Below are 23,049 nucleotides of genomic sequence, written 5' to 3'. Positions count from 1 at the left end.
CTCATGTTCCGACTTAGTAGTGGTGCGTGCCCCTGACAAGCAACGCTTGAAGGGTGGCCCATTGCTGCCGCTGACACAGTTGGGCCACCATCACCGTCATGACACATGAGCTCGCCGCCGTCGGTATCGACGCCTTTGACGAGGATGTCTACCGGGCGCTGCTGTCCCGCCACGCGGCGGTTCCCGGACAACTCGCCGCAGAACTCGGCACATCGCCGACGCGTGTCACCCGCGCCCTCGTCCGCCTCCACGACCGCGGACTGGTCGGCCGGCTCTCCGGTCACCGGCTGCGCTACGCCGCCATCGATCCGCATCACGCGGTGGACGCCCTGATCCGCACCCACAGCAACGAACTGGACCGCGTGCGCTCCGCGGCGACCGGCCTTGCCCGCCTGTTCGAGGCCGCTCAGCACGGCGACGCGGAGGAGGTGGAGATCGTCCAGGGCAGCGAGGCCCTCGGGCGCTGGTTCGTACGGCTGCAACAAGAGGCGCGCGACGAGGTCTGCACGCTCGACCGGCCGCCGTACGCGCTGACCACCACCAACCCCGTGGAGAAGACCGCGCTGGAGAAGGGAGTGGTCTACCGGGCCGTCTACGCTCCGGAAGCCCTGGAGTGGCCCGGCGTGCTCGACGACATCAAGCATCTGGTCGACCAGGGCGAACAGGCCCGGGTACTGCCCGGCCTACGGGTCAAGCTCGCCATAGCCGACCACAGGCTGGCTCTCATGCCGCTGTCGTTGAACATGACGGACGTACGCGCGGCGGTGATCCGCCCCTCCGCGCTTCTGGACGCCCTCGTCGACTACTGGCGGTTGTGCTGGCACAAGGCGACGCCGCTGATCGGCCCGGTGGGGGCGGCGGACGAACCTGCCGATGAGGACAAGCTGCTGCTCTCCCTGCTGGTCAGCGGAGTCAAGGATGAGGCGATCGCACGGCAGTTGGGCTGGTCGGTGCGGACCATGCGCCGCCGGATGAGCCGCCTGCACGAACAACTGGGCGCCGCCAACCGCTTTCAGGCCGGCGTCATCGCCGCGCGACGCGGCTGGCTGTAACCGACCGCGGGTCACGAGCGCTCTGGGCACGGCCGACAAGTTTCTGTCGGCCGTGCCCAGAGTGCTACGCCGAGCTGGGTCGCTCCGCATTCTCTAGTAGTAGTGCTTGCGCCCGCCGATCTTGCGTCCGGTCGCGCCGAGGACCCACAGGACCGCGCCGACCACGACGAGGACACCGCCGACGGTCGTCAGCAGCGATATGCCGACCAGCAGGCCGATGAGGAGCAGAATGACGCCAAGAACAATCATTTGGGTTCCGATCTTCAAGTCTCTTCGGTACGAGCAGGGCCCTCACCTCTTCAGGCTCACAGCACCCTCTGCGTAACCCGGATCAGGTGAACCCGGCGCACCGCGTGATCCGCGGTAGCGGGATCCTGTCGTGCTGCCTCCGAGTGCCCTGCTCCCGGCCGTCCATGCACGCGCCGCTCCTCGACCTCGTAACGAGATGTGGGAGGGGCGGCTCGCGCTACCGTCCCGAGTCGCGCAGGGCGGACAGGATTCGTCCGGCTTGTCCGTAGCAGGCGAAGTGGTCGCCGGGAAGGGTGACGTGCTGCAGCTCTGCTGCCGTGAAACGGTCCCAGTCGGTGGCGGTGTCGTCATCCACGTCGGGGTCGTCCTCGTTGGACAGGACCACGAGGGGAACGTCCAGGGCCTGCGGCTTCGGAGCGTACGAAGCCAGCAGGGCGAGGTCGCCCGTCAGGATGCGCGTGGCGGTGCGGCGCAGTTCAGGGTCGGGGCCTTCTTCGCCTTCCTGCAGCCATTGCACCTCGGGGCTGTCGTCCTGCCCGGCGGACTGTGCGGCGGTGGCGTCGGGCGGGGGGCTGCCGGAGGCGATGAGGCGGGCGGGGGCGGGGAGGCCGAGCTGGCCGGCTTGGCGAACGGTTTCATAGGCGACTAGGGCGCCCATGCTGTGTCCGAACAGCGTGTAGGGCTTGTCGGCCATCCATTGCAGGGCGAGCGCGATGTGCTGGGCCAGTTCGGGCAGCGTGCCGGGCAGCGCCTCCTCGGTGCGGTCCTCGCGTCCGGGATACTGGACGGCCCAGAGTTCGGGGGCGTCGTGCCAGTCGGTGAGCCATGACCGGTAGGCGCTGGCGCTTCCCCCCGCGTGGGGCAGACAGATCAGGCGGGTGGTGGCGTCGGGCTGGGTGTCCAGTCGGCACAGCCAGGACGCGTAGGGGGCGTCGACGGTTGAAGAGCCGGGTGTCCCCTGTGGGGCGGCGGAGGTCATCGTGTCTCCTGCGCGGTGTGCTCGTCGCGGGCTTCTGGGGCTGACGCGTCTGAACTCGGCTGCCTCATACGGTCGATGTGCTCGGCCATGCTGGTGAGGGTCGGGGAGCGCAGGACCGTACGCAGGTTGAAGCTCTTGCCGTAGCGGCGTCGGATGTCGCTGGTCAGCTTGGCGGCCAGCAGGCTGTTGCCGCCGATGTCGAAGAAGTTGTCGTGCCGTGAGGTGACCGGGGCCGAGAGGATGTCGCTCCACATGTCGGCGAGCGACTGTTCGGTGCCTTCCACCGGAGGTTCCTGTGGGGTCCGGGGACGCTCCGGCAGGGCCCATGAGGCCAGGGTCTTGCGGTCCACCTTTCCGTTGCTGCCCAGCGGCAGATCGGTGAGCAGGAAGTAGTCGGCGGGCCTGGCGTACTCCGCGAGACGCTCGGCTGCTTCGCCCTTGACCCGGGCCAGGTCCAGGTCGGTGCCGTCGGGGACGACATAGGCGACGAGGCGGCGCTGGGCGTTCTCGCCTGCGACCACGGCGATGCAGCGGGAGACGGCGTCGTGTGCGGCGACCGCCGACTCGATCTCGCCGAGTTCGATCCGATAGCCATTGATCTTCACCTGGTGGTCGGTGCGCCCCAGGAACTCAAGGACGCCGTCGGCTCGGTACCGTCCCAAGTCGCCCGTGCGGTACCAGCGTTCGCCTTCGTGCTCGACGAAGTGTTCTGCTGTGCGGTCCGGGTCGTTGACGTACCCGTCGGCTACGCCCGCACCGCCGATCCACAGTTCGCCCGCCACCCACTCGGGACAGTCGTGCCGTTCGGGGTCGGTGACCCGGTAGGTCTGGTTGCCGAGGGGATGTCCGTAGGGGATGGACACCCAGGCGGGATCGACGGTGTCGACCTCGAAGTAGTTGGAGTAGACGGCGCCTTCGGTGGCCCCGCCGCAGGCCACGAACCGGCAGTCGGGCAGCAGGGCGCGCAGACGGCCGGGCAGGTCGAGGCCGATCCAGTCGCCGCCGGTCATCGCGACCCGCAAGGTGTGCGGCGGCGTGGTGTTCTCCGCGGTGCTGATCAGCATGTCGAGGAGTACGGGGACGGAGTCCCACACGGTGACGCGGTGCTGGTCCATCAGGCGCAGCCACGCGTGCGGATCGCGGCGGTCGTCGGCGTCGGGCAGGGCCACGGCGCCGCCCGCGCTGAGGGGCCCGAAGATCTCGTAGACGGACAGGTCGAAGTCCAGTGAGGAGATGAGGATGCCGCGGTCCTTGGGCCCGACCTGCCAGCGTTCGTTGATGTCGACGATGGTGTTGACGACGGACCGGTGGGAGACCTGGACGCCCTTGGGCTTACCGGTGGAGCCGGAGGTGAAGATGATGTAGGCCGGTGCGGCGGGCGACACGGCGACCGGTGCGGCCAGGGGCCGGCTGCTGCGGGCTTCGGCGAGCGTCAGCACCTGGGGCTTGGTGTCATCGCCGGGAGGCGTCTGGGCGGGGGCGTCGGCGGGGGCGTCCTCGATCACGTACCGGATGCGGGCCGTGTCGTGGATGCTGTCGCGCCGGGACCGGGGCTGCTCGGGGCTGATCGGTACGTAGCAGCCGCCTGCGGCCAGGATGCCGAGGACCGCGCAGATCTGATCCGTGCCCGAGGCGAGGGTGACGGCCACCGGCTCGCCGTCGCGCAGGCCTCGTGAGCGCAGGAGTCCGGCCAGGCGCAGGGCGCTGTCGGTGACGTCCGCGCGGGACATCTGGCTGTCGGGGCCGAGAAGGGCCGGCGCTGACGGGTCGGCTGCGGCATGGGTGAAGAACGGCTCGTGCAGCAGGTGGCCGCCGGCCTCCCGGCGGGTGTCGTTCGCCCGCTCGCGCGTGGCGCGCTGGCGGCCGGTGAGGCCCGCCGGGACGTTGGCCGACCAGTCCTGTTCGGCGAGAGCGCACAGCAGGTCGCCGCAGTAGTCCGTCATTCCCTCGTGCATGCCGGGCGGGAAGAGGTCGGTGACGATGTCCCAGGCCAGCCGCCTTCCCCCTTCGTACTCGTAGGCGATGCAGTCCAGCCAGACCTGCGGCGTCTGGGACTGCATCCAGCCCACGGTGCCCAGCGCGGCCTCGAACGCCTCATCGACCCACGGCTTGCCGGTCAGCGAGGTGTACACGACGCCGAGCGGCGGGAGGCGCTCGCCGCGCTCTTGGGCCAGCGCCTGCACCTGGGGCAGCGAGGGGGCGTCGCTGCCCCGTCCCAGCGCGGACCACCGGTCGTCCACGCGCCGCACCAAGTCTTGGAGAGAGGTGGGGGCGTCGAGGTCGAGCGGGAGGATCTTCAGCTGTGTGAAGTCACCGATCGTCTCGTGGAGTCCGGACTCCCGGGGGCGGTCGAAGACCGGCACGTTGAGCAGAAAGGTGCGGTTCTCGCTCCAGCGCGCCAGGGCGTGGGCGAAGGCGGCCAGCAGGACGGTGTCGGGATCGGCGCCGAGCTCCGTGGCCCGTCGGGTGATGTGCTTCCACTGTTCGGCGCTCACCGTGACGTTACGGCGCCGGAATTGCGGTGCGTCGATGCTCTGCGGGTCCGAGGTGAGCGGCAGGCGGGGGGAGCTGAACTCGATGTCCTCGAAGAGGTCCGTCCTGGGCACGGCATGCTCGGCGGCGCCGCCCTCCTGCCGATTCTCCTGCGACTGCGCCGCGTTGCGCCGATGGTCCGCGTACCGGCCGGTGGGTGCCTGCCCTGCGGTGCCGGTGTACAGAGCGGCGAGATCCGCGAGGAGGAGACGGATGCTGGGCGGGTCGGCGGCCAGCAGGTCGACATCGACGTGCAGGCGGGAGACTCCCCCGGGCAGGAGCGAGAGCCGCACGTCGAGCACCTGGCCGCGGGAGACGTCCAGCTTCTGCGTGGACATCTCCGCGCGGATACCGGCCAGCGATTCCTCGCAGGCGTCCGGGTCGCTCTCGGTGCGGTCGTTGGTCACCAGGCGACAGGTCGGCGGGCTGCCCGCGTGGGCCTCCTGGGCGTCGTCGGGGAAGCGTGCGGACAACATGGGGTGCCGCGCCTGGAGTTCACCGACGGCCGTGGCGAGCGTGGCCGCGTCGACTCCGGCGCCGTCGAACTCGAAGTACATGTGGCAGGCGGTGTCGCCCAACGGCTGCTCGTCCTGGCGTCCGATGCGATAGGAGCTCTGCACGGCGCTCAGTGGGAACGCGGCCGACACGGTCGAGGTGTCGATCGACATGGTGGTTCCTTTCGGTGTGGTCAGCTGAAGGTCAGTTGAGAGATGGTGTGGGCATCGCGAGGGGGCCATCGCCGCCCGGGGCGTCGTCGACGGCGGCGGCGATGATGTCGGCCGCCTGTCGCACTTCGTGGGCGGTGACGGTGAGCGGCGGCATGATCCGCAGGCAGTTCTTGAACGCTCCCCCGAGCCCCACCAGGAGGCCGCGGTGGCGGCACTGCTCCTGCACCCGCACGGCACGTGACACGTCCGGTTCCCGGGTCAGCGGATCGACGAACTCGACGGCCATGAGGAGCCCCGTACCGCGTACTTGGCCGACGCCCGGGTCCTTCAGGCCCGCTTCGAGCCTCTCGCGCAGCAGGCCGCCCATGGACAGGGCGTGGGCGGGCAGGTCGTGCTCGTCCAGGTAGTCGAGGGTGGCGATCGCGGCGGCGCAGGCCAGCGGGTTGCCGCCGAACGTCGAGACGGAAGCGCCGGGCAGGCTCGCCATCACCTCTCGCCGGCCCACGACACCGCCCAGGGGGAAGCCGCTGCCCACGCCCTTGGCGAAGACGAGCACATCGGGTGTCACGTCGTGCCACTGGTGGCCCCAGTAGCGGCCCGTGCGACCCCATCCGGTCTGGACCTCGTCGGCGATGAGCAGGATGTCGTGTTGCTTCAGGACGTCCGCGTACGCGCGCAACTGACCCGGGATCAGGGGAACAGCGCCTGCTACGCCCTGAACCGGCTCGACGAGCATCGCCGCCGTGCGTTCGGGAGTGCCGGTCGCGATGATCTCCCGCAGATCCTGTGCGCAGGCGTGGACGTACGCCGTGTCGTCCAGGCCGGACATCCCGCCGTACCGCTTGTCCCCGCTTCGGGCGTAGGCGACGCGCAGCGGGGAGAAACCCTGGGCCTGCCAGGCGCGGTCCCCGGTCACCGACAGCGCCCCGAACGAGCGCCCGTGGTAGGCGTAACGCAAGGCGATGACCTGCTGGCTCTGCCGGTACTGGGTGGCCAGCAGCAGTGCGGTCTCCACTGCCTCGGACCCTGATGTCGTGAAGAAGACCACCGCGTCGTCGATGCCCGAAGCGCGGGCGATACGTTCCGCCAGTTCGATCTGTTCGCGGATCAGATAGAACGTCGACGAATGCACGATGCCGGTCCGCATTTTCCGCTCGACGGCCTCACGGATTTCCGGGACGTCGTAGCCCAATGTATTCACGGCGACGCCCGCATAGAAGTCCAGGTAATCCCGTCCATCAGTTCCGCGAACTGTGCGGCCCAGTCCGGACTCGATCTCGAGGGGGACGTCGTAGAACAGCGGAACCCATGGCGGCAGAACTGCGCGATGTCGGTCGAAGAGGTCAGAACGTTCCATCCAAAAAACCTAGCCACGCCAAGTTGCGCAGGTCAACCAGGTGCATAGGGGCGCGTGTTGAGCCACCGCCCTTTCCGCCCACTGCTTCGAATGCGCCGCGTGCGCCCCTGTAGGTGCGGGTATCCGGAACGCCCCACCAGTCGAATAAATGCCGTGCGGATATGCACGGAAGAGAATTTACGCAGCGCTACGCTCTGGTCAATGGCGCATGCATCTAAGGGCGCGAAATCAAGCAGTTGAGGTTTTACTCACAGCTCTCGGGTAATCGCTTATGAACGGCCACGGCCCGCTGCGGTAACCAGAGGAGTTGAACGCCTCGGTCCGCGGAATCGGCCCTGGCGAGTGTCGAACAAAGAAAGGTCACCATGACAGGCACGTGCGAAACGCGCAGGCCGCTGTTCCAGCTCCTCGGCGAACTGGACACGGTGGACAAGTTCTTCGAGCAGGTATCCGACGACGTCAAGTGGACGATGGTGGGGCGGCACCCGCTGGCCGGGGCGTACCAGAACAAGCGGGACTTCCTCGACGGAACACTGGAGCAGATTCGGGCCCGTTCCGGTGGGCTCCGCTTCGACCTCAAACAGATGTACGGCACCGAATCCGAGGTCGTCGTGGTCATGGAGGGGATCGCCACCGCCACCGACGGCGAACCCTACGACCCCTTCTACGTCTGGCTGTGCCGCTTCGAGGACGACACCATCGTCGAGGTCCAGGCCTACGTGGACACCCGGGTCGTGACCGGGATCATCGACCGCGTACCGGTCGCGGGCGAGCCGCACACCTCCGCCGCCGAACAGGCCGAAGCCCGCGCGACACGCGTACCCGGCCCTCTGCATCGAGCCTGACGCAGTGATAGTCAGGGCCCGGGGATGCCTTCTCGACGCGTTCTCTCCGCCGACGAAATCCGCCGAACGCCGATGAACGCCGACGAGATCCGTTGAACGCCGACGAGCAAGGCACCCCGGGCCGCGAATCCGGACCCGGAGCTGACGAGACCATGCACCCTCACACCCTGATGGACCCTCACCCTGCCGCCGCACAAGCCCCTCTCCCCCGGCACGTGAGCAGGCTCCGGGGACTCGATCCGCACAGCATCGGCCTCATCGCCTACCAACTCTGTCTGAGGCAGGACGACCCAGAGGCTCTGCGCGCCGTGAGCGACGCCCTCATCCACCTGCGCCGGTTCGGCATCGAGACCTTCGACCCGCACTCCTACGCGGTCCAACTGCGCCTGCGCGCCCAGAGGGAAGCCACCCAGCCCCACCGGGCGCAGCCCGCCGACCGCGGAGTGCTCACGGTCGGCGAGCCCGTCGTCGTCACAGGTGAGCCTCACCGAGCCCGAGTCATCCACCGGACCTTCGCGGCAGGCGGCGAAGACCTCTACCCCGCACCCTGGTACGTGACCGCCGCGCGCAGGCCGGCCATCTGCCGGGCCCACGGCGCCGACGAGCTCGAGCCCCTCCCCGATCCCCGCCTTCCCACACGGCGCACGCCAGACCGGCATGCCTGAGCAACTGCCCCACCACAGCTTCCTCACGCTGGCGCAGACGCATCCCGACCGTCCGGCACTGCGCAACGAGCGCACAGCGCTGACAGCCGGAGAACTGGCCCGTCAGGCGCTCCAGACGGCCACCGTTCTCGCCGAGCGAGGAATCGGCAGGGGGGACGCTGTCGGCGTCAGCATCAGCGATCCCGTCCGATGCATACCCGCCGTACTGGGAATCCTGACCACCGGCGCACGCTGCGTACCCCTCGCTGAGGGCCTGCCCGCACGACGCCAGGAAGGCCTGCTCTGCAACAACGGCGTACGCATCCTGCTGACGGACCACCCGCAGGCCCGGACTCCCACCACCAGCGACCCGACCCCCCAGAACAGCTCCGCCCCCTACGACGTGGCGCCGACCTGGCGCATTGCCCAACTCCCCCTCGCACTGGCCGAAAGCGCCGAGCCCCTTCGCCTGGCTCCTGCCCGCAGAACAGGCCGGGTCGCCTGGGTCTACCCGTCGAACAACCGGCGGGCCGGAGCCGCTCACCTCCTCACACACCGAGACGTGGCCAGAGCAGCCGACCACCTCACCTCCAAGGACAACCGCCCCCGCCAGGTGCGGCTGCTCATCCCCAGCCACTCACCTCTCTGGCCGTACGCGGTCTTCCCCGCGCTCGCCCAGGGGATCCCGCTGCAAGGTGATTGAGTCAGGGAAGAGCTACTCGGGTTGAGCAGCGGGGAGGATGAGCGAATCCTGCAGCTCGTTGTTCGCGCTCTCGCTGCGCGGTGCCCCGTCGGAGACGTAGTCGTCGTCGTTCAGCGTCACTCTGTGCGAGACCGAGTGGGAGCTCCCGTCGCCGCCGTTCTCGAGCCGGCTCCCGGGCTGTCGCCCCTGAAGCGCTGGCCAGCGGCGATCTCGTCGCCGACCACCGACCAGACGGTCTCGTCGTCCTGGAAGGGGAGCGGGTCGAGGCTGCTCGTCTCTTGACGGACACGCTCGACCTCGCGGTCCAGGCGCTCGAACTCGGCCTCCTCGTCGCTGTCGTCGCCGCTGAAGGTGAATTCCTCGAGCAGACGCTGGAACCGGAGGGTGACCTGGACGAGGGAGGAGACGTCCGCGTGGAGTTCCCGCACGGTCTCCTCGTCGGCGTCGACTGCGTGCACCTTGCCGGAACCGGGATCGAGGGCGAGGTGGGCGTTGAGCAGCCAGCCGATGACGGGCCATTCGCCCACGCCCTGCGGGGCGTCCGCGAAGTCCTCGGCGTCGACGACGTCCTGGACGAGGGGCAGTCGACCGGAGTCCTCGTCGGACCCACGCAGCAGGAGCGTCCCGGTGGGGGCGCCGACGGTCTGCAGGAGACGCGCGCCCTCGGTGGCCGCGGCGCAGGGCGGAAAGGCGGTGGCGGGCAGCGTTGCGAGCCGGTCCTCGCCGAAGATGTCGGTGAGTTCGCTGCGGGTGACGTCGAAAAGCACTGCCGGGACTCCGAACTCGGCGGCGGCACGGGCGCCGTGGGGCTTTTTGGTGGATGGTCGCAGGCGGCTGGGGGGGGCAGCACGGCCGACATCGAGGCCGACGTCGACGCGGCGATCTGCGACGAAGATTACGACACCGTGAGGCGGGCGGGCTCAGCGGACCCGGGTGACATCGTCCCCGGTCATGCTCGATGCCAGTCTGACCCATAGAGTCGAGGCCATGACGTCCGAGCAGCCCCAGACTCCGGCCATGGCGTTCCTTGAATCCCAGGAGATCACCACGACGGACTGCCGCCAATGCGGAACCGAGGTGTCGGGCGTCAACGGCCGCTACGCGTGCGGGGTGTGCGGGTGGGTCAACAACTGGACCGAAGGCCACAACGAGCTGCCCGGCGGCGACAGCGCCACCTGACTGGACCGGTACACCGCGGTGTGCCGCGCACTCGGCGTTATGCGGAGCCCGCAACGCGTCACACCGCCCGACTGGTCCCTGACGGCATAAGGGTGCGCCCGGCGCGCCCCCTCCCCCACCGCACCCTCGCAGAACCAGCCCTCTGGTCTGCAGGATGTGCCCGAGATCAGTGGCCGAAGCCAGGGAGAAGATCCTTTCTGCCCTTCCCTCACGCGTCTGAGCCGGTAAGCGGCGGCGCCCCATCGCCTCGTCAGGCCCTCGGCTGGTTGGAGCAGAGCCGCGCGCGGGTTCCCTGCCGCCAGGTGAAGCTGAAGCTCCCACCGCGCTCGAGCCGTAGGAGTCCCTCCGTGCCAGTTCCCAGCTCCCCGCAGGTCCGCCTCCCCCTCGTCGCTCTGCTGGCCGCTGCCTGCGTGGCCGGGCTGGTGCATGCCCCGGCCCGAGCCGCGGATGCCCCGGCCGACGACGACCGCGCACTGCGGCGGCAGTTGCAGCAGCTGACCACCGCGCCCGGTGGACCGCCCGGAGCGGTGGCCGTCCTCAAGCGCGGGACCCGTACGGAGGTCTACCGGGCAGGCGTCGCCAAGACCGGCACCGGCCGTCCGATCGAGGTCACCGACCACATGCGCATCGCCAGTACGGCCAAGGCGTACAGCGGCGCGGTCGCCCTCCAGCTCGTCGACCGCGGCGAGCTGCGGCTGAACGACACCATCGGCAAGGTGCTTCCCCGGCTGCCGCGCGCATGGCACCGGGTCACGCTGCGGCAGCTCCTGAACCACACCAGCGGACTGCCGGACTTCAGCGCGAACCCGGAGTTCCTGGCCCTGGTGACCGAGAACCCGCGCCGCCACTTCGACTCCCGCCAGCTGCTGGACTTCGTGGCCGATGAGCCGTTGGTGTTCCGCCCGGGGGCCCGGTACACCTACTCCAACTCCGACAACATCGCCGTGGCCCTGATGGCGGAGGCGGCGACGGACTGCCGCTACGAAGATCTGCTCGCCCAGCTCGTGTACCGCCCGTTGGGTCTGCGCGGCACCAGCCTGCCGCAGGGCTACCGGATGCCCAAGCCGTACATGCACGGCTACGACGTCACCCCGCCGAACCCTCCCGAGGACATCAGCGACGTACTGAGCGCGTCGGGCGTATGGGCATCGGGCGGAATCATCTCGACGCCGAAGGACATGACGGCCTTCATCCGCGGCTACGCGGGCGGCAAGCTGATCTCCGACCGGACACGCCGCCAGCAGCTGAGCTGGGTGAACGGCGCATCCGAGCCGGCGGGGCCCGGCAAGAACAAGGCCGGTCTGGCCATCTTCCGGTACACCACCCGCTGCGGCGTGGTGTACGGCCACACGGGTAACTTCCCCGGCTATACGCAGCTGATCGCCGCCACGCCGGACGGCAAGCGGTCGCTGACCGTCTCCCTCACCACCCAGATCAACAAGACGAACAAGCCGGAACTGCTGAAGCGGCTGCGGTCCGTGGAGGAGAACTTCGTCTGCGCGCTGCTGCGCAAGAACGGGAAATAGGCGGCGGAACAGCGCCGGGCCCGGCGTCGCCCTCATCCGGGTAGCCCTCAGCCAGGTCGCCTGGCCATGACGACCAGGCCCGGTCCGCTGTACTCCTCTGCCGGGAGGCGAAGTTCGGCGACCGGGCACAGCCCAGCCTGCTCGATCAGGTCCACGAGCTGTTCCGGCCGCCACTTGTGTGTCGTCCAGCGAACGGGCACACCCCCGTAGGCCTCGGTGCGCACCGCGTCTTCGTCGCCGACGTGTGTCGCGGTGATGAAGTGTCCGCCGGGTTTGAGGGCGCGCGCGTACAGGGCCAGGACCTGAGGGAGGACGTCACGGGGGAGGTTGAACAGTGACCACCATCCGAGCACGCCCCCGAGCGACGCGTCTTCGAGATCGAGGTCGGTGGCGGAGGCCACGCTGAAGCGGCAGTGCGGATGAAGGCGGCGCGCATTCTCGATCATGCGGGGGGAGAGATCGACTCCGGATACGTCGAGTCCGCGTTCGGCGAGATAGGCGGTCACCGTTCCGGGTCCGCAGCCGACGTCGAGGACAGGCCCAAGGTCCCTCACGGTGTCGGCGAAGGCGTCGATCGACGCCTTGAGCCATGGGTGGCTACGGATGTCGCCGACTCCCGTGGTCACCACCATGTGGGCGTAGTTGTCCGCCACCCGGTCATAGGACTCACGAACCACGTCGAGATCGACTGGACGGTCAACATGATGTGCGCGCATCGGCCAACCATAGGACTGCGTGACGCTTTCGGGACAGGGCGGGGGCGGGACAGCGTAGGCGGCCCTGCCCGGTGTCCGCCCCGGACTCACGGACGCGGCAGCAGCATGGCGAGTGCCTGGTCGGCGAGGGCCGAGGCGGAGTCGAGGACGGGCATGATGCGCTGTGCCCCGCCTGCGACCAGGGGAATCTCGGTGCAGGCGGCGATGGCCAACTCCGCCCCTGCCTCCCGTAGTTCGCCGACGGCCGCGGCGATGTCGTCCCGCGCCCGAGCCATGTCACCGCCCCCTTTGACGTCGGCGATGGCGCGGTCGACGTATCGCGTCTGCGTGGCAGGGGGTACGTGGACGATCTGGAGGTCGAGCCTCTCCCCCGCCGCCTCGTAAAGGCGCGCGATGCGGGTTCCCTCCGTGGCCAGGATGCCGATCCGTTTCAGGGAGGGCTGGAAGGTGCGGCAGGCTTCGAGGGCGGCGGACACCATGTCGAGGATGGGTACGTCGGTGTGGGCGCGCAAGGCGTCGAGGTAGGCGTGTGCGGTGTTGCAGGGGATCGCGACGCAGGTGGCGCGGCCCTGGGTGAGCCAGGACACGCCGGTGAGCATGGCGCTCAGGGGTGAAGGGCCACGTCCGAGCAGGGCCTGCGTGCGATCGGGCACCGTGGGGTCGGCCCAGATCACCACGGGGAGGTGCTCCTGGTCCCGGTGGGCCGGTGTGCGCTCGATGAGGCGGCGGTAGAAATGGGCGGTGGCCATCGGCCCCATGCCGCCGAGGATGCCGAGCAGCGGGCGCAGGTCTTCCGGCGATGTCATGGACGGTTCGGTCGCGGTGCGTGCCGGGCCCCTCCGCTCCGCACCCACCCCTCTGCCTTCCGCCGCCCTCCGCTCCGCGCCCGTGGCCGGGGGGCATGGTGCCGCTTCGTCGGTGCTCTTCAATGCCGTTCGCATGCGAGAAGTCTTGGGCGGTCAGGGCGCTGGGCGCTTCGTCCGAGGAGCCGAACACTTGGCGGCCCGTATGTATCGAGGTCCCAGGGCTGCGTGCAGCGGACCCCGCCGACGCAGCACGCGTGAACAAGTCGTTCGCATATACGGAGGGCCATCTCCATATTGGTGCTGAGCGACGAACTTCGACGCTTCGCTCTCGCCTAGCGTCGTCAGCATGTATCTGAGGAGGAGTCGAAGGTGACCGAAGATCTGCACGAGCGCGCGGTCGTCGCCGACACGCACAATGACCTGCTCATGTCCGTGGTGGAGCGGCCGCCCCACCGATGGGCGGAGTTCTTCCGCGAGCGGTGGCTTCCGCAGCTGCGGGAAGGGCGGGTGGACATCCAGGTCCTGCCGGTTTTCGTGGACGATCAGTTCCGGCCCGAGGGGGCGCTGCGCCGCACCCTGCGGATGATCGAGTGCGCGCACGCCCTCGCCGAGGGGAACCCCGACCACGTACGCCTATGTCTGGACGGCGCTGACGTCGATGCCGCGCTGGCGGAGGGGCGCATCGCCCTGGTGCTCGCGCTGGAGAGCGCACCCGGAGTCGACGCGGACGTGGAGCTGTTCCGGACGCTGCACCGGCTCGGTGTCCGCATGGTCTCGATCGCCCACTGGGGGCGGTCCCCGCTCGGCGACGGCAGTGGCCAGGACGCGACCGGGTCCAGGCTCACCAGCGACGGTGTCGATGCGCTGCGGGAACTGGAGCGTCTCGGCATCGTGTTCGACATCTCGCATCTGGGGGCGGCCGGTGTGGCGCACGTGCTGGAGCTCGCGTCGCGGCCGCTGATCGCCTCGCACTCCGCGGTACGCGCGCTGTGCGATCACCATCGCAATCTGACCGACGAGCAGATACGGGGCGTCGCGGCCACCGGCGGCGTCGTCTGCGTCAACTTCGTCCCCGACTTCGTGGCGGCCGAGCAGGAGCAGCAGACCATCGACCGGATCGTCGATCACATCGAGTACGTCATCGAACTGGTCGGCGTCGAGCACGTGGGGATCGGCCCGGACTTCCTGCGGGAGGTGGCCGCGGACATCACGCCGCCCTGCTGTGACGGCGGCGACTACACCGGAGTCTCTCTCGACGCCTCGCTGCCGGGTCTGGACGGGCCCGCCGAGCTGCCCGCGCTGACGCGGGTAATGCTCAAGCGAGGACTGGACGAGAGTGCGATCCGCGCGGTCCTGGGCGGCAACGTCCAGCGGCTCTTCCGCGAGCAGCTGGGGAGGGCGCAGTGAGCGGCACGATGCCGGGTCAGCCGGCGCCCCAGCTTCCCGCGATGCTCGCGGACCTGGAGGAACTCGTGGTGTGCGAGTCCTTCTCGTCCGACCTGGATGCGGTGTCCCGCAGTGCGGACGTCGTGGCCGCGCAGGGAGCCCGCCTTCTGGGCGCCCTGCCGGAGCGCCTGGTCGTCGACGGCGTCACGCATCTGCGATGGATGTTCGGCACGCCGCGGGTGCTGCTGCTCGGGCATCACGACACGGTGTGGCCGATGGGCTCGTTGGCCACGCATCCGTGGTCGGTGCGGGACGGTGTCGCGCGCGGGCCCGGCATCTTCGACATGAAGGCCGGGCTGGTCCAGATCTTCCATGCCCTGGCTTCACTGCCCTCGCTGGAGGGCGTGTGCGTCCTGGTGACCGGGGACGAGGAAGTCGGCTCGGACACCTCGCGGGCGTTGATCGAGGAGACCGCGCGGCAGTGTGCGGCCACGTTCGTGCTGGAGGCGTCGGCGGACGGCGGCGCGCTGAAGACCGCGCGCAAGGGCACCTCCGCGTACGAGTTGGTGGTCCACGGCAAGGCGGCACACTCCGGTCTCGAGCCGGAGAAGGGAGTCAACGCGGCCATCGAGGCAGCCCACTTGATCCTCGCCCTCGAATCGCTCGCGGCCCAGGCCAACGCGGAGGCGCGCGAGGGGTGGTACACCACCGTCGTTCCCACAGTGGTCAAGGCCGGGACGACGACCAATACCGTGCCCGGCGGAGCCACGGTCGACGTGGACGTCCGCGTCCCCTCCCTCGCGGCTCAGGAGTGGGTGGACACCGCGATACGCGACATGAAGAGCACCGTCCCCGGCGCGCGGGTGGAGATCCGCGGCGGCCCCAACCGGCCGCCTCTGGAGGAATCGTCCTCCGCCCACCTGTTCACTCGGGCCGCCCTGCTCGCTCAGCGGCTGGGCCTGGGGCAGCTGTCATCGGCGGCGGTCGGTGGGGCGTCCGACGGGAACTTCACCGCCGGGCTCGGCTGCCCCACCCTGGACGGCCTGGGCGCCGTCGGCGGCGGAGCCCACGCCGACCATGAGCACGTGATCGTGGCCGAGATGGTCCCCCGAACCCGGCTTCTGGCCGCTCTCGTCCAGGAGCTCGCCCAGTGAGCGCCCTCGACGTACGACAGCCACACGCAACGCGCGGCCTCGTCGTACGGGAGCTGCACGAACTGCGCGAACTGGAGGGCGCCAACACACTGTTCGAGAAGATCTGGGGCAGCTCCCCCGGCAGCTCCCCCATGGGTGTCGAGCAAATGCGGGCGCTCTCCCACGCGGGCAACTACGTCGCCGGCGCCTTCGACGAGGGTCAGCTGGTGGGCGCGTCCGTCGCCTTCTTCGCCGCCCCTGCCGGAGAGGCCCTGCACTCGCACGTCACCGGTGCGCTCACCGGCCATCGAGCGGGCCTGGCCCTCAAATTCCATCAGCGCGAGTGGGCTCTGGCCCGCGGGCTGCGGCGGATCACGTGGACCTACGACCCGCTGGTGCGGCGCAACGCCCACTTCAACCTGACCAAGCTCGGCGGACGTCCGGTGGAGTACCTCACCAGTTTCTACGGGGCGATGGACGACGTGATCAACGGGGGCGACGACACGGATCGGGCCCTCATCCGCTGGGAGCTGAACGACGCTGCGGCGATCGCCGCAGCGGCATCGCGCACCGCCCCCGCGCCTGGCGCCACGCCGTTCCACGCGCCGGCCCCCGCCCCGATCCCCGCCGATGCCGCCACCGCCCTGTCCGTACGCGATGGCCTGCCCGCCATCGGAGACCGGGACGCAGCCACCCTGCTCGTCGAGGTCCCGCCCGACATCGAGGGGCTGCGCCGCACGGACCCCGGTGCGGCAAAGGCATGGCGTCTGGCGATGCGCGAGGTTCTCGGGACGCTCCTCGCCGAGGGCGCCCGCGTCACCGGCTTCCACGACAGGACCGCTTACGTCGTCACGCGCGACACCGCCCACATGCCGGCACCACCTCCGTGACCGCGCCACCCCGTGCCGACATCACCCCGTGACCGCTGCTGACCTCCCCGGGAGCCCAAGCACCATGAAGATCAACGGAATTGAACTGCGCCGGATCGCGATGCCCCTGCGGGCGCCGTTCCGGACCTCCTTCGGCGTCGAGACCGCTCGCGACGTCCTGCTCGTACGCGTGGTCACCCCCGAGAGCGAGGGCTGGGGCGAGTGCGTGGCCATGTCCGAGCCCCGCTACTGCTCGGAGTACGTCGAGGGCGCGGCCGACGTGCTGCGGCGTTTCCTGATACCGGCGTTGCCCGCATCGGCGGACGCCCACGCGGTCAAGCGCACCCTGAAGCCGTTCAAGGGCCACAAGATGGCCAAGGCGGCACTGGAGACGGCCGTCCTCGACGCCCAACTGCGTTCCACCGGACAGTCCTTCGGGACCTTCCTCGGGGCCGAACGTGAGCGGGTGCCGTGCGGCGTGTCCGTCGGCATCATGGACTCGATCCCCGAACTCCTCGACGTCGTGGGCGGCTTCATCGACGAGGGCTACGTGCGCATCAAGCTCAAGATCGAGCCCGGCTGGGACGTGGCCCCGGTCCGCGCGGTGCGCGAGCGGTTCGGTGACGACCTGCTGCTCCAGGTGGACGCCAACGCCGCCTACACCCTGGCCGATGCCCGGCAGCTGGCCAAACTGGATGCCTTCGACCTGCTGCTCATCGAGCAGCCGCTCGCCGACGACGACCTGGTGCAGCACGCGGCGCTGGCGAAGCTGTTGCGTACGCCGGTCTGCCTGGACGAGTCGATCGAGTCCGCCGAGGACGCCGCCGCGGCGATCACGCTGGGTGCCGCCTCCGTCATCAACATCAAGCCCGGCCGGGTCGGCGGCTATCTGGAGGCCAAGGCCATCCATGACCTGTGCGTGGCCCACGGCGTCCCGGTGTGGTGCGGCGGCATGCTGGAGACCGGCCTGGGCCGTGCCGCGAACGTCGCCCTTGCCGCGCTGCCCGGTTTCACCCTGCCGGGCGACACCTCCGGCTCGAGCCGCTACTTCGCCACGGACGTCACCGCCCCCTTCGAGCTCGCCGACGGACACCTCGACGTCCCCACCGGCCCCGGGCTCGGCGTCGAGCCGGTCGTCGATTTCCTCGACCAGGTCACCACGGCCAAGGAGTGGATCCAGCTGTAGCGGCGCTTCAGCCAGGCAGTAGTGAGCCGGCCCCTGGGGCAGATCCCGCACGGATCCTGCTCCAGGGGCCGGCTCACTGCTGTGAGTCAGTGGCGCTGCAAGCGGGGCACGGCATCCAGGAGGGTGCGGGTGTAGGTGTGGCGGGGTGAGCCGATGACCTCGTCCACCGGTCCCGCTTCCACCAGGCTGCCCGCGCGCATCACCGCAACGGTGTCGGTGACGTAGCGCACCACGGCCAGGTTGTGCGAGATGAACAGCATGGACAGGCCCAGTTCGGCACGGAGTTCGCGGATCAGGTTCAGGACGGCGCCCTGGACCGATACGTCGAGTGCGGAGGTGATCTCATCGGCTATGAGCAGATCCGGCCTCGCGGCCAGTGCGCGGGCCACCGCGACCCTCTGACGCTGCCCGCCGGACAGCTCCCGGGGGTACTTCCGCGCCGCCGCGGCGGGCAGCGCCACGAGGTCCAGGAGGCGTTCGATCTCTGCCCGCCTCGCGACGGACCCATTGCGGGGGCCGACGCCTTCGGCGATGGCATGTCCCACGCTCATGCGCGGGTTGAGTGAGGAGTAGGGGTCCTGGAAGACCATCTGGATCCTGGCCCGGTCGATGCCGGTGACGGAACCTCGGTGAGGTGTGAGTCCGGCGACGGCGCGCGCGAGCGTGGATTTGCCTGATCCGGACTCGCCGACCAGGCCGAGCGCGGATCCGGGCGGTACGTCCAGGGTGACGTGGTCGACGGCGGTGAACGTGCCGTAGCGCACGGTCAGTTCGCTGATCTTCACTGTGCCTCCCAGCAGGCGGCCTTGTGTCCCGGGGTCAGTTCCACAAGGGCGGGTCGTGTCCGGCAGCGGTCGGTGGCCAGGGCGCACCGGTCGGCGAAGGCGCATCCGGACCCCACCTCGGCGGGGGCGGGCTGGCGGCCGGGGATGGTGTCCAGGGGTTGGGTGCGGTCGGTGTCCATGTCGGGCAGGGAGCCGACGAGTGCCCGGGTGTAGGGGTGGGCGGCCTGGTCGGCGAGCTTGTGCACGGACAGTTCCTCGACGATCCGGCCCGCGTACATGACCACCACGCGGTCGCAGAGTTCGCTGACGACGGCGATGTCGTGCGAGATGAACAGGGCGCCCGCGCCGCTGTCGTCGACGACTTCCCGCAACAGGCGCAGGACTTCACGCTGCACGGTGACGTCGAGTGCGGTGGTGGGCTCGTCAGCGATGATCAGCTGAGGTGTGCCCATCAGGCCCATGGCGATGACGGCACGCTGGCGCATGCCGCCGGACAGTTCGTGGGGGTGCTGGGCGGCGGTGTGTTCGGGTTCCCGGATGCGGACCTGGTCGAGGCGTTCGATGGCGCGTTGCCGTGCCTGGGCCTTGGTGGCTCCCGCGTGCACGGTGGCGACCTCGGCGAGCTGCCCGCCGATCCGCAGCGCGGGGTTGAGCGAGGCTGTGGGGTCCTGGAAGACCATGGCCAGGGACGAGCCGAGCAGTTTGCGGCGATCGTGGGCGTCGAGCGTTTTCACCTCGGTGCCGCACAGCCGGTATCGGGCGGCCGTGACATGTCCGGGATACGGGATGAGTTGGCCGATGGCCGCGGCCGTCATGCTCTTGCCGCTGCCGGATTCGCCCAGCAGGCCGACGATCTCGCGCGCGTGGACGGTGAGGGACAGCTCGCGGACGGGCCGGATGTCGCCGGGGAAGGCGACGGTCAGGTCGCGTACGTCCAAAATGACGTCCGATGCGGGGGCATCGCAGGCGGCGGGCGCTGGTTCGGGGAGGGTGACGGCGCCGGAGGCCCGGGGTGTACGCGCGGCTGCCTTGGCGAACGCGTCGCCGAGCAGGGCGAAGCCGATGCCGGCGGAGGTCACGGCGATGGCGGGCCCGGCGATGACGACGGGAGTGACGTAGACATGGCCGAAGGCTTCGAACAGCAGGCGGCCCCAGTCGTAGGACGGCGGCTGCACGCCCAGGCCGAGGAAGGACATCGCGGACAGGCCGAGCAGCGCGCCGCCCATCGCCTGGGTCACGTTGAGGATGAGGGGTTCGGCGATGTTCGGCAGCACATGCCGGGTCAGCACCCGAAGGCGCGATACGCGCAGCATGCGGGCGGCGGCGATGTAGTCGGCCTGGGCGATGGACGAGGTCAGCGTGTGGGTGATGCGGGCGAAGGTGGGGGCGAGCGCGACTCCGATGCCGAGGACCGCGCCGCGCGCGCCGAGTCCGACGATGACGGCAGTGAACATCGCCAGGAGCAGGGAGGGGAAGGCCACCAGCGCGTCCACCACCCCGATGACGAGGCGTCCGGGCCTTCGCGGCAGCACGGTCGGCAGCACGCCGAGGAGGATGCCGAGCGCGGAGCCGATCAGTGTGGCCAGCGCCGCGAGTTCCAGCGAGAGGCGGGTGGCCACCAGGGTGCGGGCCAGCAGGTCGCGGCCTAGCGCGTCGGTGCCGAGCGGGTGCGCTGTCGAGGAGCCCGTGTTGATCGCGTCGGGGTCGAAGCGGGAGGCGGCGTCGCCCCAGATCATCGGTGCCACGACGGCCAGGACGAGCAGAGACAGGACGATGACGGCGCCGGTGAGCGCGGAAGGGTTCTTGAGCAGGCGTCGCATCAGCTCTCCTGGCGGGCGGTCGGGGCGGTCAGGGCGGACTTGGGGTCCAGGGCGCCCAGCGCGACGTCGACCACGAAGTTCACGCCGAGCACGATCGCGCCGTAGACGAGGATCACGGCCTGGGCGACGGGATAGTCCTTCTGCGTGATCGCCTCCACCGTCCGCAGCCCGAGTCCCGGCCAGGCGAACACGTTCTCCACCAGCACGCTGCCGGTGATCAGCCCGCTCAGCAGGAGGCCGCCCATGGTGAGCGTCGCGGTGAGGGTGTTGGGCTGCAGATGGCGTGCGTACAGGCGGCCCGCAGGCAGGCGCTTGGCGCGGGCCAGGCGCATGTAGTCCGAGCCGAGTTCCCGCAGCGTCTCCACCCGGGCGACCCGGGCGATCATCGCGGCGGGTCCGACGGCCAGGGCGATGACGGGAAGGATGTACGAGGCCGGGCCGGTCAGTCCGGCGGGCGGCAGCCAGCCCAGCGTCAGCGCGAACACGATCACGAGCACCAGGGCGTAGAGATACTCGGGCACGGCCACCGCCGCCCCGGTCAGGGCTCCGAAGGCACTCTCGGTGCCCTGGTTCCTGCCGTTCTCTGTACGGATGGCGCCCCACATCCCGAGCGGGATCGCCAGCAACAGCGCCACCAGGGTCGCCAGCGAGGCGAGCGCGACCGTGTTGGGCAGCCCGTCCGCGACGATCTGGGTCACCGGCTGTCCCGAGATGAAGGAGGTCCCCAGGTCGCCGCTGAACACGTCCTGTACGTAGTGGACGAACTGGAGAGGGATGGAGTCGTCGAGGCCGAGTTCATGGCGGCGCCGCTCGACCAGTTCCTTGGGTGCGGTGGGGCCGAGCATCTTGCGCAGCGGATCACCGGGAATCAGGTGGATCATCGCGAACGACGCCACGAGCAGGGCCGTCAGGGACAGGGCGAAACGCACCAGGTGCTTGGCGAGGAACCGCGGGGTCAAGGTCCGGGTGCGGGTGGCCCGCGAGCGGGGAGCGGCGGAAGCGTCGTCGACATGGGCGGGCGTGCTCAACGTGGGCCTCCGGTCAGGTGGATCGAGGTCGGCTCGAACAGGCCGGAGGTGAGGTGAAAGGTGGAGTTGCGGGCCGCGACGACGGCGGTGCGGTCCACGACGGGCACGATGTCCGCGCTGCGCAGCAGGGAGACTTCCGAGGCCCGCCACAGTGTGCAGCCCGCTGCGCCGGGCCGCTTCCCCGCCCGCCTGGTCGCCTCCTCGTACTGCTTGTTGGTCAGATGCGCGAAGTTGCCGCCGTCCGGGGTGAAGGGCCCCGACAGCATGCCGAGCAGCTGGGTGGGCAGGGTGACGCCCAGGGGCTCCCAGATCACGTCCCAGTCCTGGGTCACCGATTCCACTTCCGCGTAAGCGGCATCGACGACGCCTCGCAGCCGGACGTCTACACCGACGTCCTGCCACGCCTTGCCCAGGTACTCGGCCGCGGCGGTGGCGGCCTCGCCCGAGGAGGCGCCGTAGACCATGCGGATGCTCAGGCGTTTGCCGTCCTTGGTGCGTACGCCAGAAGCGCCGCGGTGCCAGCCCGCGCGGTCCAGGGCCTTCTCGGCCGCCGCCCTGTCGAATGCGGGAAGGGTGCCGGAGACCGTGTCGCCGGGACACGGGCGCGGGTTCTGGACGAGTCCGGTGGCCTTGCGCCCGGTGCCGCTGGAGGCGATGGCGCCCAACTCCCGCAGGTCGACAGCCTGGAGCAGCGCGGTGCGCAGAGCCGGGTCTTGTCCGGGGTGCCCCTTGCCCTGGTGGAAGAGGAACTCCGAGGGGCCGATGGACTGTTCGGTGGTCGTCACTCCGGGGATCTTCCGCATGCGGGCCCGGTCGGGTCCGTTCAGCATCGTGCCGTTGAGCTGGTCGGAGATCATCATGTTGGCCGCGGTCTGCTCGCTGGGGACCACCTGGAGCACCACCCGGCCCGGGGTACGCGGATCGTCGGTGCCCTTGCCGCCCGGCCCCCATCCGTAGTGCTTGCGCCGGTCGAAGGCGTAGCGCTGGTTGGGTTGGGCGGAGCTGAGCTGGAACGGCCCGGAACCTGAGGTGCCGTGTGCGAGGACGGAGCGGTCCTTCAGCCCCTTGCCGCACACCAGGAACATGAAGCGGGTGCTCTCCAGAATGAACCCGAAGGGCTTCGGCGTGGACAGCGTGACGGTGTTCGAGGCCTTGTCGGTCGTGGCCTTCAGGCCCTCGGGGACGGTGACGCCGAGAGTCGGTGACTTGGTGGCCGGGTCGGTCACGTGCCGGACGTTCTCGGCGACGGTGCCGGGGGTCACCCGGCTGCCGTCGGCGCAGGTGACATCACGGCGCAGGGTGAACGTGACCGACGAGGGGCGGACGTCCCAAGCACGGGCGAGCCCGGAGACGACCTTCCCTTCCGGTGAGACGTGGATGAGGGTGTCGTAGGCCAGCGACAACGCCGTATAGGTGTTGGTGTTGCGTACCTGCGCCGGATCCAGCAGACCCGGGTCGCCTTTGATCGCGAAGCTGAAGGTGTCGCCGCCTGCCGAACCGGCCGGCTGGGCCGTGCCGCATCCCGCGGCCAGCAGCGACACCGCGGTACACCAGGCCATGACGCGCACGCGTGTCATCGAGTACTC

General features: G+C 69.8%; 21 protein-coding genes. 10 read left to right on the top strand and 11 right to left on the bottom strand.

Annotated elements, in window-relative coordinates; genetic code table 11:
• Positions 1 to 98: 98 nt before the first annotated feature.
• Positions 99 to 1,052: a helix-turn-helix domain-containing protein gene (locus ACFUPX_RS18045; protein ID WP_383322779.1), complete on the top strand. Its 954-nt coding sequence runs from the start codon at positions 99 to 101 to the stop codon at positions 1,050 to 1,052.
• A gap of 93 nt (positions 1,053 to 1,145) precedes the next feature.
• On the opposite strand, the gene ACFUPX_RS18040 is transcribed toward ACFUPX_RS18045, so the two are convergent.
• The 4 genes from ACFUPX_RS18040 to ACFUPX_RS18025 all read right to left on the bottom strand — a co-directional run bounded on the left by ACFUPX_RS18040 (position 1,146) and on the right by ACFUPX_RS18025 (position 6,837).
• Positions 1,146 to 1,301 carry a hypothetical protein gene (locus ACFUPX_RS18040; protein ID WP_383322776.1) on the bottom strand — a complete coding sequence of 52 codons (156 nt, stop codon included), beginning with the start codon at positions 1,299 to 1,301 and terminating at the stop codon, positions 1,146 to 1,148.
• A gap of 217 nt (positions 1,302 to 1,518) precedes the next feature.
• Positions 1,519 to 2,280 (bottom strand): thioesterase II family protein, encoded by a 762-nt coding sequence (locus ACFUPX_RS18035; RefSeq protein WP_383322773.1) that lies wholly within the window; start codon positions 2,278 to 2,280, stop codon positions 1,519 to 1,521.
• Positions 2,277 to 5,480 carry an amino acid adenylation domain-containing protein gene (locus ACFUPX_RS18030; RefSeq protein WP_383322770.1) on the bottom strand — a complete coding sequence of 1,068 codons (3,204 nt, stop codon included), beginning with the start codon at positions 5,478 to 5,480 and terminating at the stop codon, positions 2,277 to 2,279. Before ACFUPX_RS18030 ends, ACFUPX_RS18035 begins: the two co-directional genes overlap by 4 nt.
• A gap of 31 nt (positions 5,481 to 5,511) precedes the next feature.
• Positions 5,512 to 6,837, bottom strand: a complete 1,326-nt coding sequence (locus ACFUPX_RS18025) for an aspartate aminotransferase family protein (protein ID WP_383322767.1) — start codon at positions 6,835 to 6,837, stop codon at positions 5,512 to 5,514.
• 365 nt (positions 6,838 to 7,202) lie between these two features.
• Here ACFUPX_RS18025 and ACFUPX_RS18020 point away from each other — a divergent pair, with 365 nt between their 5' ends.
• From ACFUPX_RS18020 to ACFUPX_RS18010, 3 genes are all read left to right on the top strand, one after another.
• On the top strand, positions 7,203 to 7,682 hold the full coding sequence (locus tag ACFUPX_RS18020; protein WP_383322764.1) for a nuclear transport factor 2 family protein: 480 nt from the start codon (positions 7,203 to 7,205) through the stop codon (positions 7,680 to 7,682).
• A gap of 215 nt (positions 7,683 to 7,897) precedes the next feature.
• Positions 7,898 to 8,347: a hypothetical protein gene (locus ACFUPX_RS18015; RefSeq protein ID WP_383322761.1), complete on the top strand. Its 450-nt coding sequence runs from the start codon at positions 7,898 to 7,900 to the stop codon at positions 8,345 to 8,347.
• The gene (locus ACFUPX_RS18010; protein WP_383322758.1) at positions 8,340 to 9,029 is read left to right on the top strand and encodes an AMP-binding protein; all 690 of its coding nucleotides are present in this window, start codon (positions 8,340 to 8,342) and stop codon (positions 9,027 to 9,029) included. Before ACFUPX_RS18015 ends, ACFUPX_RS18010 begins: the two co-directional genes overlap by 8 nt.
• Before the next feature lie 116 nt (positions 9,030 to 9,145).
• On the opposite strand, the gene ACFUPX_RS18005 is transcribed toward ACFUPX_RS18010, so the two are convergent.
• Complete coding sequence (locus ACFUPX_RS18005) at positions 9,146 to 9,796, bottom strand: SUKH-4 family immunity protein (RefSeq protein WP_383322756.1); 651 nt, start codon at positions 9,794 to 9,796, stop codon at positions 9,146 to 9,148.
• A gap of 220 nt (positions 9,797 to 10,016) precedes the next feature.
• Between ACFUPX_RS18005 and ACFUPX_RS18000 the strand changes: the two genes are divergently transcribed.
• Positions 10,017 to 10,208 (top strand): hypothetical protein, encoded by a 192-nt coding sequence (locus tag ACFUPX_RS18000; RefSeq protein WP_383322753.1) that lies wholly within the window; start codon positions 10,017 to 10,019, stop codon positions 10,206 to 10,208.
• Positions 10,209 to 10,555: 347 nt separating this feature from the next.
• Positions 10,556 to 11,734: a serine hydrolase domain-containing protein gene (locus tag ACFUPX_RS17995; RefSeq protein WP_383322750.1), complete on the top strand. Its 1,179-nt coding sequence runs from the start codon at positions 10,556 to 10,558 to the stop codon at positions 11,732 to 11,734.
• A gap of 47 nt (positions 11,735 to 11,781) precedes the next feature.
• Here the strand turns inward: ACFUPX_RS17995 and ACFUPX_RS17990 are convergent, their stop codons facing one another.
• Positions 11,782 to 12,450, bottom strand: a complete 669-nt coding sequence (locus ACFUPX_RS17990) for a class I SAM-dependent methyltransferase (protein ID WP_383322747.1) — start codon at positions 12,448 to 12,450, stop codon at positions 11,782 to 11,784.
• Positions 12,451 to 12,536: 86 nt separating this feature from the next.
• Positions 12,537 to 13,256 (bottom strand): aspartate/glutamate racemase family protein, encoded by a 720-nt coding sequence (locus tag ACFUPX_RS17985; RefSeq protein ID WP_383322744.1) that lies wholly within the window; start codon positions 13,254 to 13,256, stop codon positions 12,537 to 12,539.
• A 369-nt stretch (positions 13,257 to 13,625) separates the two neighbouring features.
• On the opposite strand from ACFUPX_RS17985, the gene ACFUPX_RS17980 reads away from it, so the two are divergent.
• The 4 genes from ACFUPX_RS17980 to menC all read left to right on the top strand — a co-directional run bounded on the left by ACFUPX_RS17980 (position 13,626) and on the right by menC (position 17,830).
• On the top strand, positions 13,626 to 14,663 hold the full coding sequence (locus ACFUPX_RS17980; RefSeq protein WP_383322741.1) for a dipeptidase: 1,038 nt from the start codon (positions 13,626 to 13,628) through the stop codon (positions 14,661 to 14,663).
• 41 nt (positions 14,664 to 14,704) lie between these two features.
• The gene (locus ACFUPX_RS17975; protein WP_383322922.1) at positions 14,705 to 15,796 is read left to right on the top strand and encodes a M20 family metallopeptidase; all 1,092 of its coding nucleotides are present in this window, start codon (positions 14,705 to 14,707) and stop codon (positions 15,794 to 15,796) included.
• Positions 15,793 to 16,665 carry a GNAT family N-acetyltransferase gene (locus tag ACFUPX_RS17970; RefSeq protein ID WP_383322738.1) on the top strand — a complete coding sequence of 291 codons (873 nt, stop codon included), beginning with the start codon at positions 15,793 to 15,795 and terminating at the stop codon, positions 16,663 to 16,665. The genes ACFUPX_RS17975 and ACFUPX_RS17970 overlap by 4 nt, the downstream gene beginning before the upstream one ends.
• A 64-nt stretch (positions 16,666 to 16,729) precedes the next feature.
• Positions 16,730 to 17,830: an o-succinylbenzoate synthase gene (menC, locus tag ACFUPX_RS17965; RefSeq protein ID WP_383322735.1), complete on the top strand. Its 1,101-nt coding sequence runs from the start codon at positions 16,730 to 16,732 to the stop codon at positions 17,828 to 17,830.
• 86 nt (positions 17,831 to 17,916) lie between these two features.
• Here the strand turns inward: menC and ACFUPX_RS17960 are convergent, their stop codons facing one another.
• The 4 genes from ACFUPX_RS17960 to ACFUPX_RS17945 are packed head-to-tail and all read right to left on the bottom strand — an operon-like array spanning position 17,917 to position 23,040.
• On the bottom strand, positions 17,917 to 18,615 hold the full coding sequence (locus tag ACFUPX_RS17960; RefSeq protein ID WP_383322732.1) for an ABC transporter ATP-binding protein: 699 nt from the start codon (positions 18,613 to 18,615) through the stop codon (positions 17,917 to 17,919).
• Positions 18,612 to 20,435 carry a dipeptide/oligopeptide/nickel ABC transporter permease/ATP-binding protein gene (locus ACFUPX_RS17955; protein ID WP_383322729.1) on the bottom strand — a complete coding sequence of 608 codons (1,824 nt, stop codon included), beginning with the start codon at positions 20,433 to 20,435 and terminating at the stop codon, positions 18,612 to 18,614. Before ACFUPX_RS17955 ends, ACFUPX_RS17960 begins: the two co-directional genes overlap by 4 nt.
• Positions 20,435 to 21,463: an ABC transporter permease gene (locus ACFUPX_RS17950; protein WP_383322726.1), complete on the bottom strand. Its 1,029-nt coding sequence runs from the start codon at positions 21,461 to 21,463 to the stop codon at positions 20,435 to 20,437. The genes ACFUPX_RS17955 and ACFUPX_RS17950 overlap by 1 nt, the downstream gene beginning before the upstream one ends.
• On the bottom strand, positions 21,460 to 23,040 hold the full coding sequence (locus ACFUPX_RS17945) for an ABC transporter substrate-binding protein (protein WP_383322724.1): 1,581 nt from the start codon (positions 23,038 to 23,040) through the stop codon (positions 21,460 to 21,462). The genes ACFUPX_RS17950 and ACFUPX_RS17945 overlap by 4 nt, the downstream gene beginning before the upstream one ends.
• Positions 23,041 to 23,049: the final 9 nt, after the last annotated feature.

Origin of the sequence: Streptomyces sp. NPDC057302, from assembly GCF_042667685.1 — a bacterium.
In the GTDB taxonomy this organism is placed as follows: Bacteria; Actinomycetota; Actinomycetes; order Streptomycetales; family Streptomycetaceae; genus Streptomyces.
The sequence above is the reverse complement of the archived record's forward strand: the minus strand, read 5'-3'. Positions and strand labels throughout refer to the sequence as shown.

What these genes read in the sequence shown, in the direction of transcription:
- ACFUPX_RS18045 (WP_383322779.1), top strand. Translation starts at nt 99, where the DNA reads ATGACACATGAGCTCGCCGCCGTCGGTATCGACGCCTTTGACGAGGAT.
- ACFUPX_RS18040 (WP_383322776.1), bottom strand. Translation starts at nt 1,301, where the DNA reads ATGATTGTTCTTGGCGTCATTCTGCTCCTCATCGGCCTGCTGGTCGGC.
- ACFUPX_RS18035 (WP_383322773.1), bottom strand. Translation starts at nt 2,280, where the DNA reads ATGACCTCCGCCGCCCCACAGGGGACACCCGGCTCTTCAACCGTCGAC.
- ACFUPX_RS18030 (WP_383322770.1), bottom strand. Translation starts at nt 5,480, where the DNA reads ATGTCGATCGACACCTCGACCGTGTCGGCCGCGTTCCCACTGAGCGCC.
- ACFUPX_RS18025 (WP_383322767.1), bottom strand. Translation starts at nt 6,837, where the DNA reads ATGGAACGTTCTGACCTCTTCGACCGACATCGCGCAGTTCTGCCGCCA.
- ACFUPX_RS18020 (WP_383322764.1), top strand. Translation starts at nt 7,203, where the DNA reads ATGACAGGCACGTGCGAAACGCGCAGGCCGCTGTTCCAGCTCCTCGGC.
- ACFUPX_RS18010 (WP_383322758.1), top strand. Translation starts at nt 8,340, where the DNA reads ATGCCTGAGCAACTGCCCCACCACAGCTTCCTCACGCTGGCGCAGACG.
- ACFUPX_RS18000 (WP_383322753.1), top strand. Translation starts at nt 10,017, where the DNA reads ATGACGTCCGAGCAGCCCCAGACTCCGGCCATGGCGTTCCTTGAATCC.
- ACFUPX_RS17990 (WP_383322747.1), bottom strand. Translation starts at nt 12,450, where the DNA reads ATGCGCGCACATCATGTTGACCGTCCAGTCGATCTCGACGTGGTTCGT.
- ACFUPX_RS17985 (WP_383322744.1), bottom strand. Translation starts at nt 13,256, where the DNA reads ATGACATCGCCGGAAGACCTGCGCCCGCTGCTCGGCATCCTCGGCGGC.
- ACFUPX_RS17975 (WP_383322922.1), top strand. Translation starts at nt 14,705, where the DNA reads ATGCTCGCGGACCTGGAGGAACTCGTGGTGTGCGAGTCCTTCTCGTCC.
- menC (WP_383322735.1), top strand. Translation starts at nt 16,730, where the DNA reads ATGAAGATCAACGGAATTGAACTGCGCCGGATCGCGATGCCCCTGCGG.
- ACFUPX_RS17955 (WP_383322729.1), bottom strand. Translation starts at nt 20,435, where the DNA reads ATGCGACGCCTGCTCAAGAACCCTTCCGCGCTCACCGGCGCCGTCATC.
- ACFUPX_RS17945 (WP_383322724.1), bottom strand. Translation starts at nt 23,040, where the DNA reads ATGACACGCGTGCGCGTCATGGCCTGGTGTACCGCGGTGTCGCTGCTG.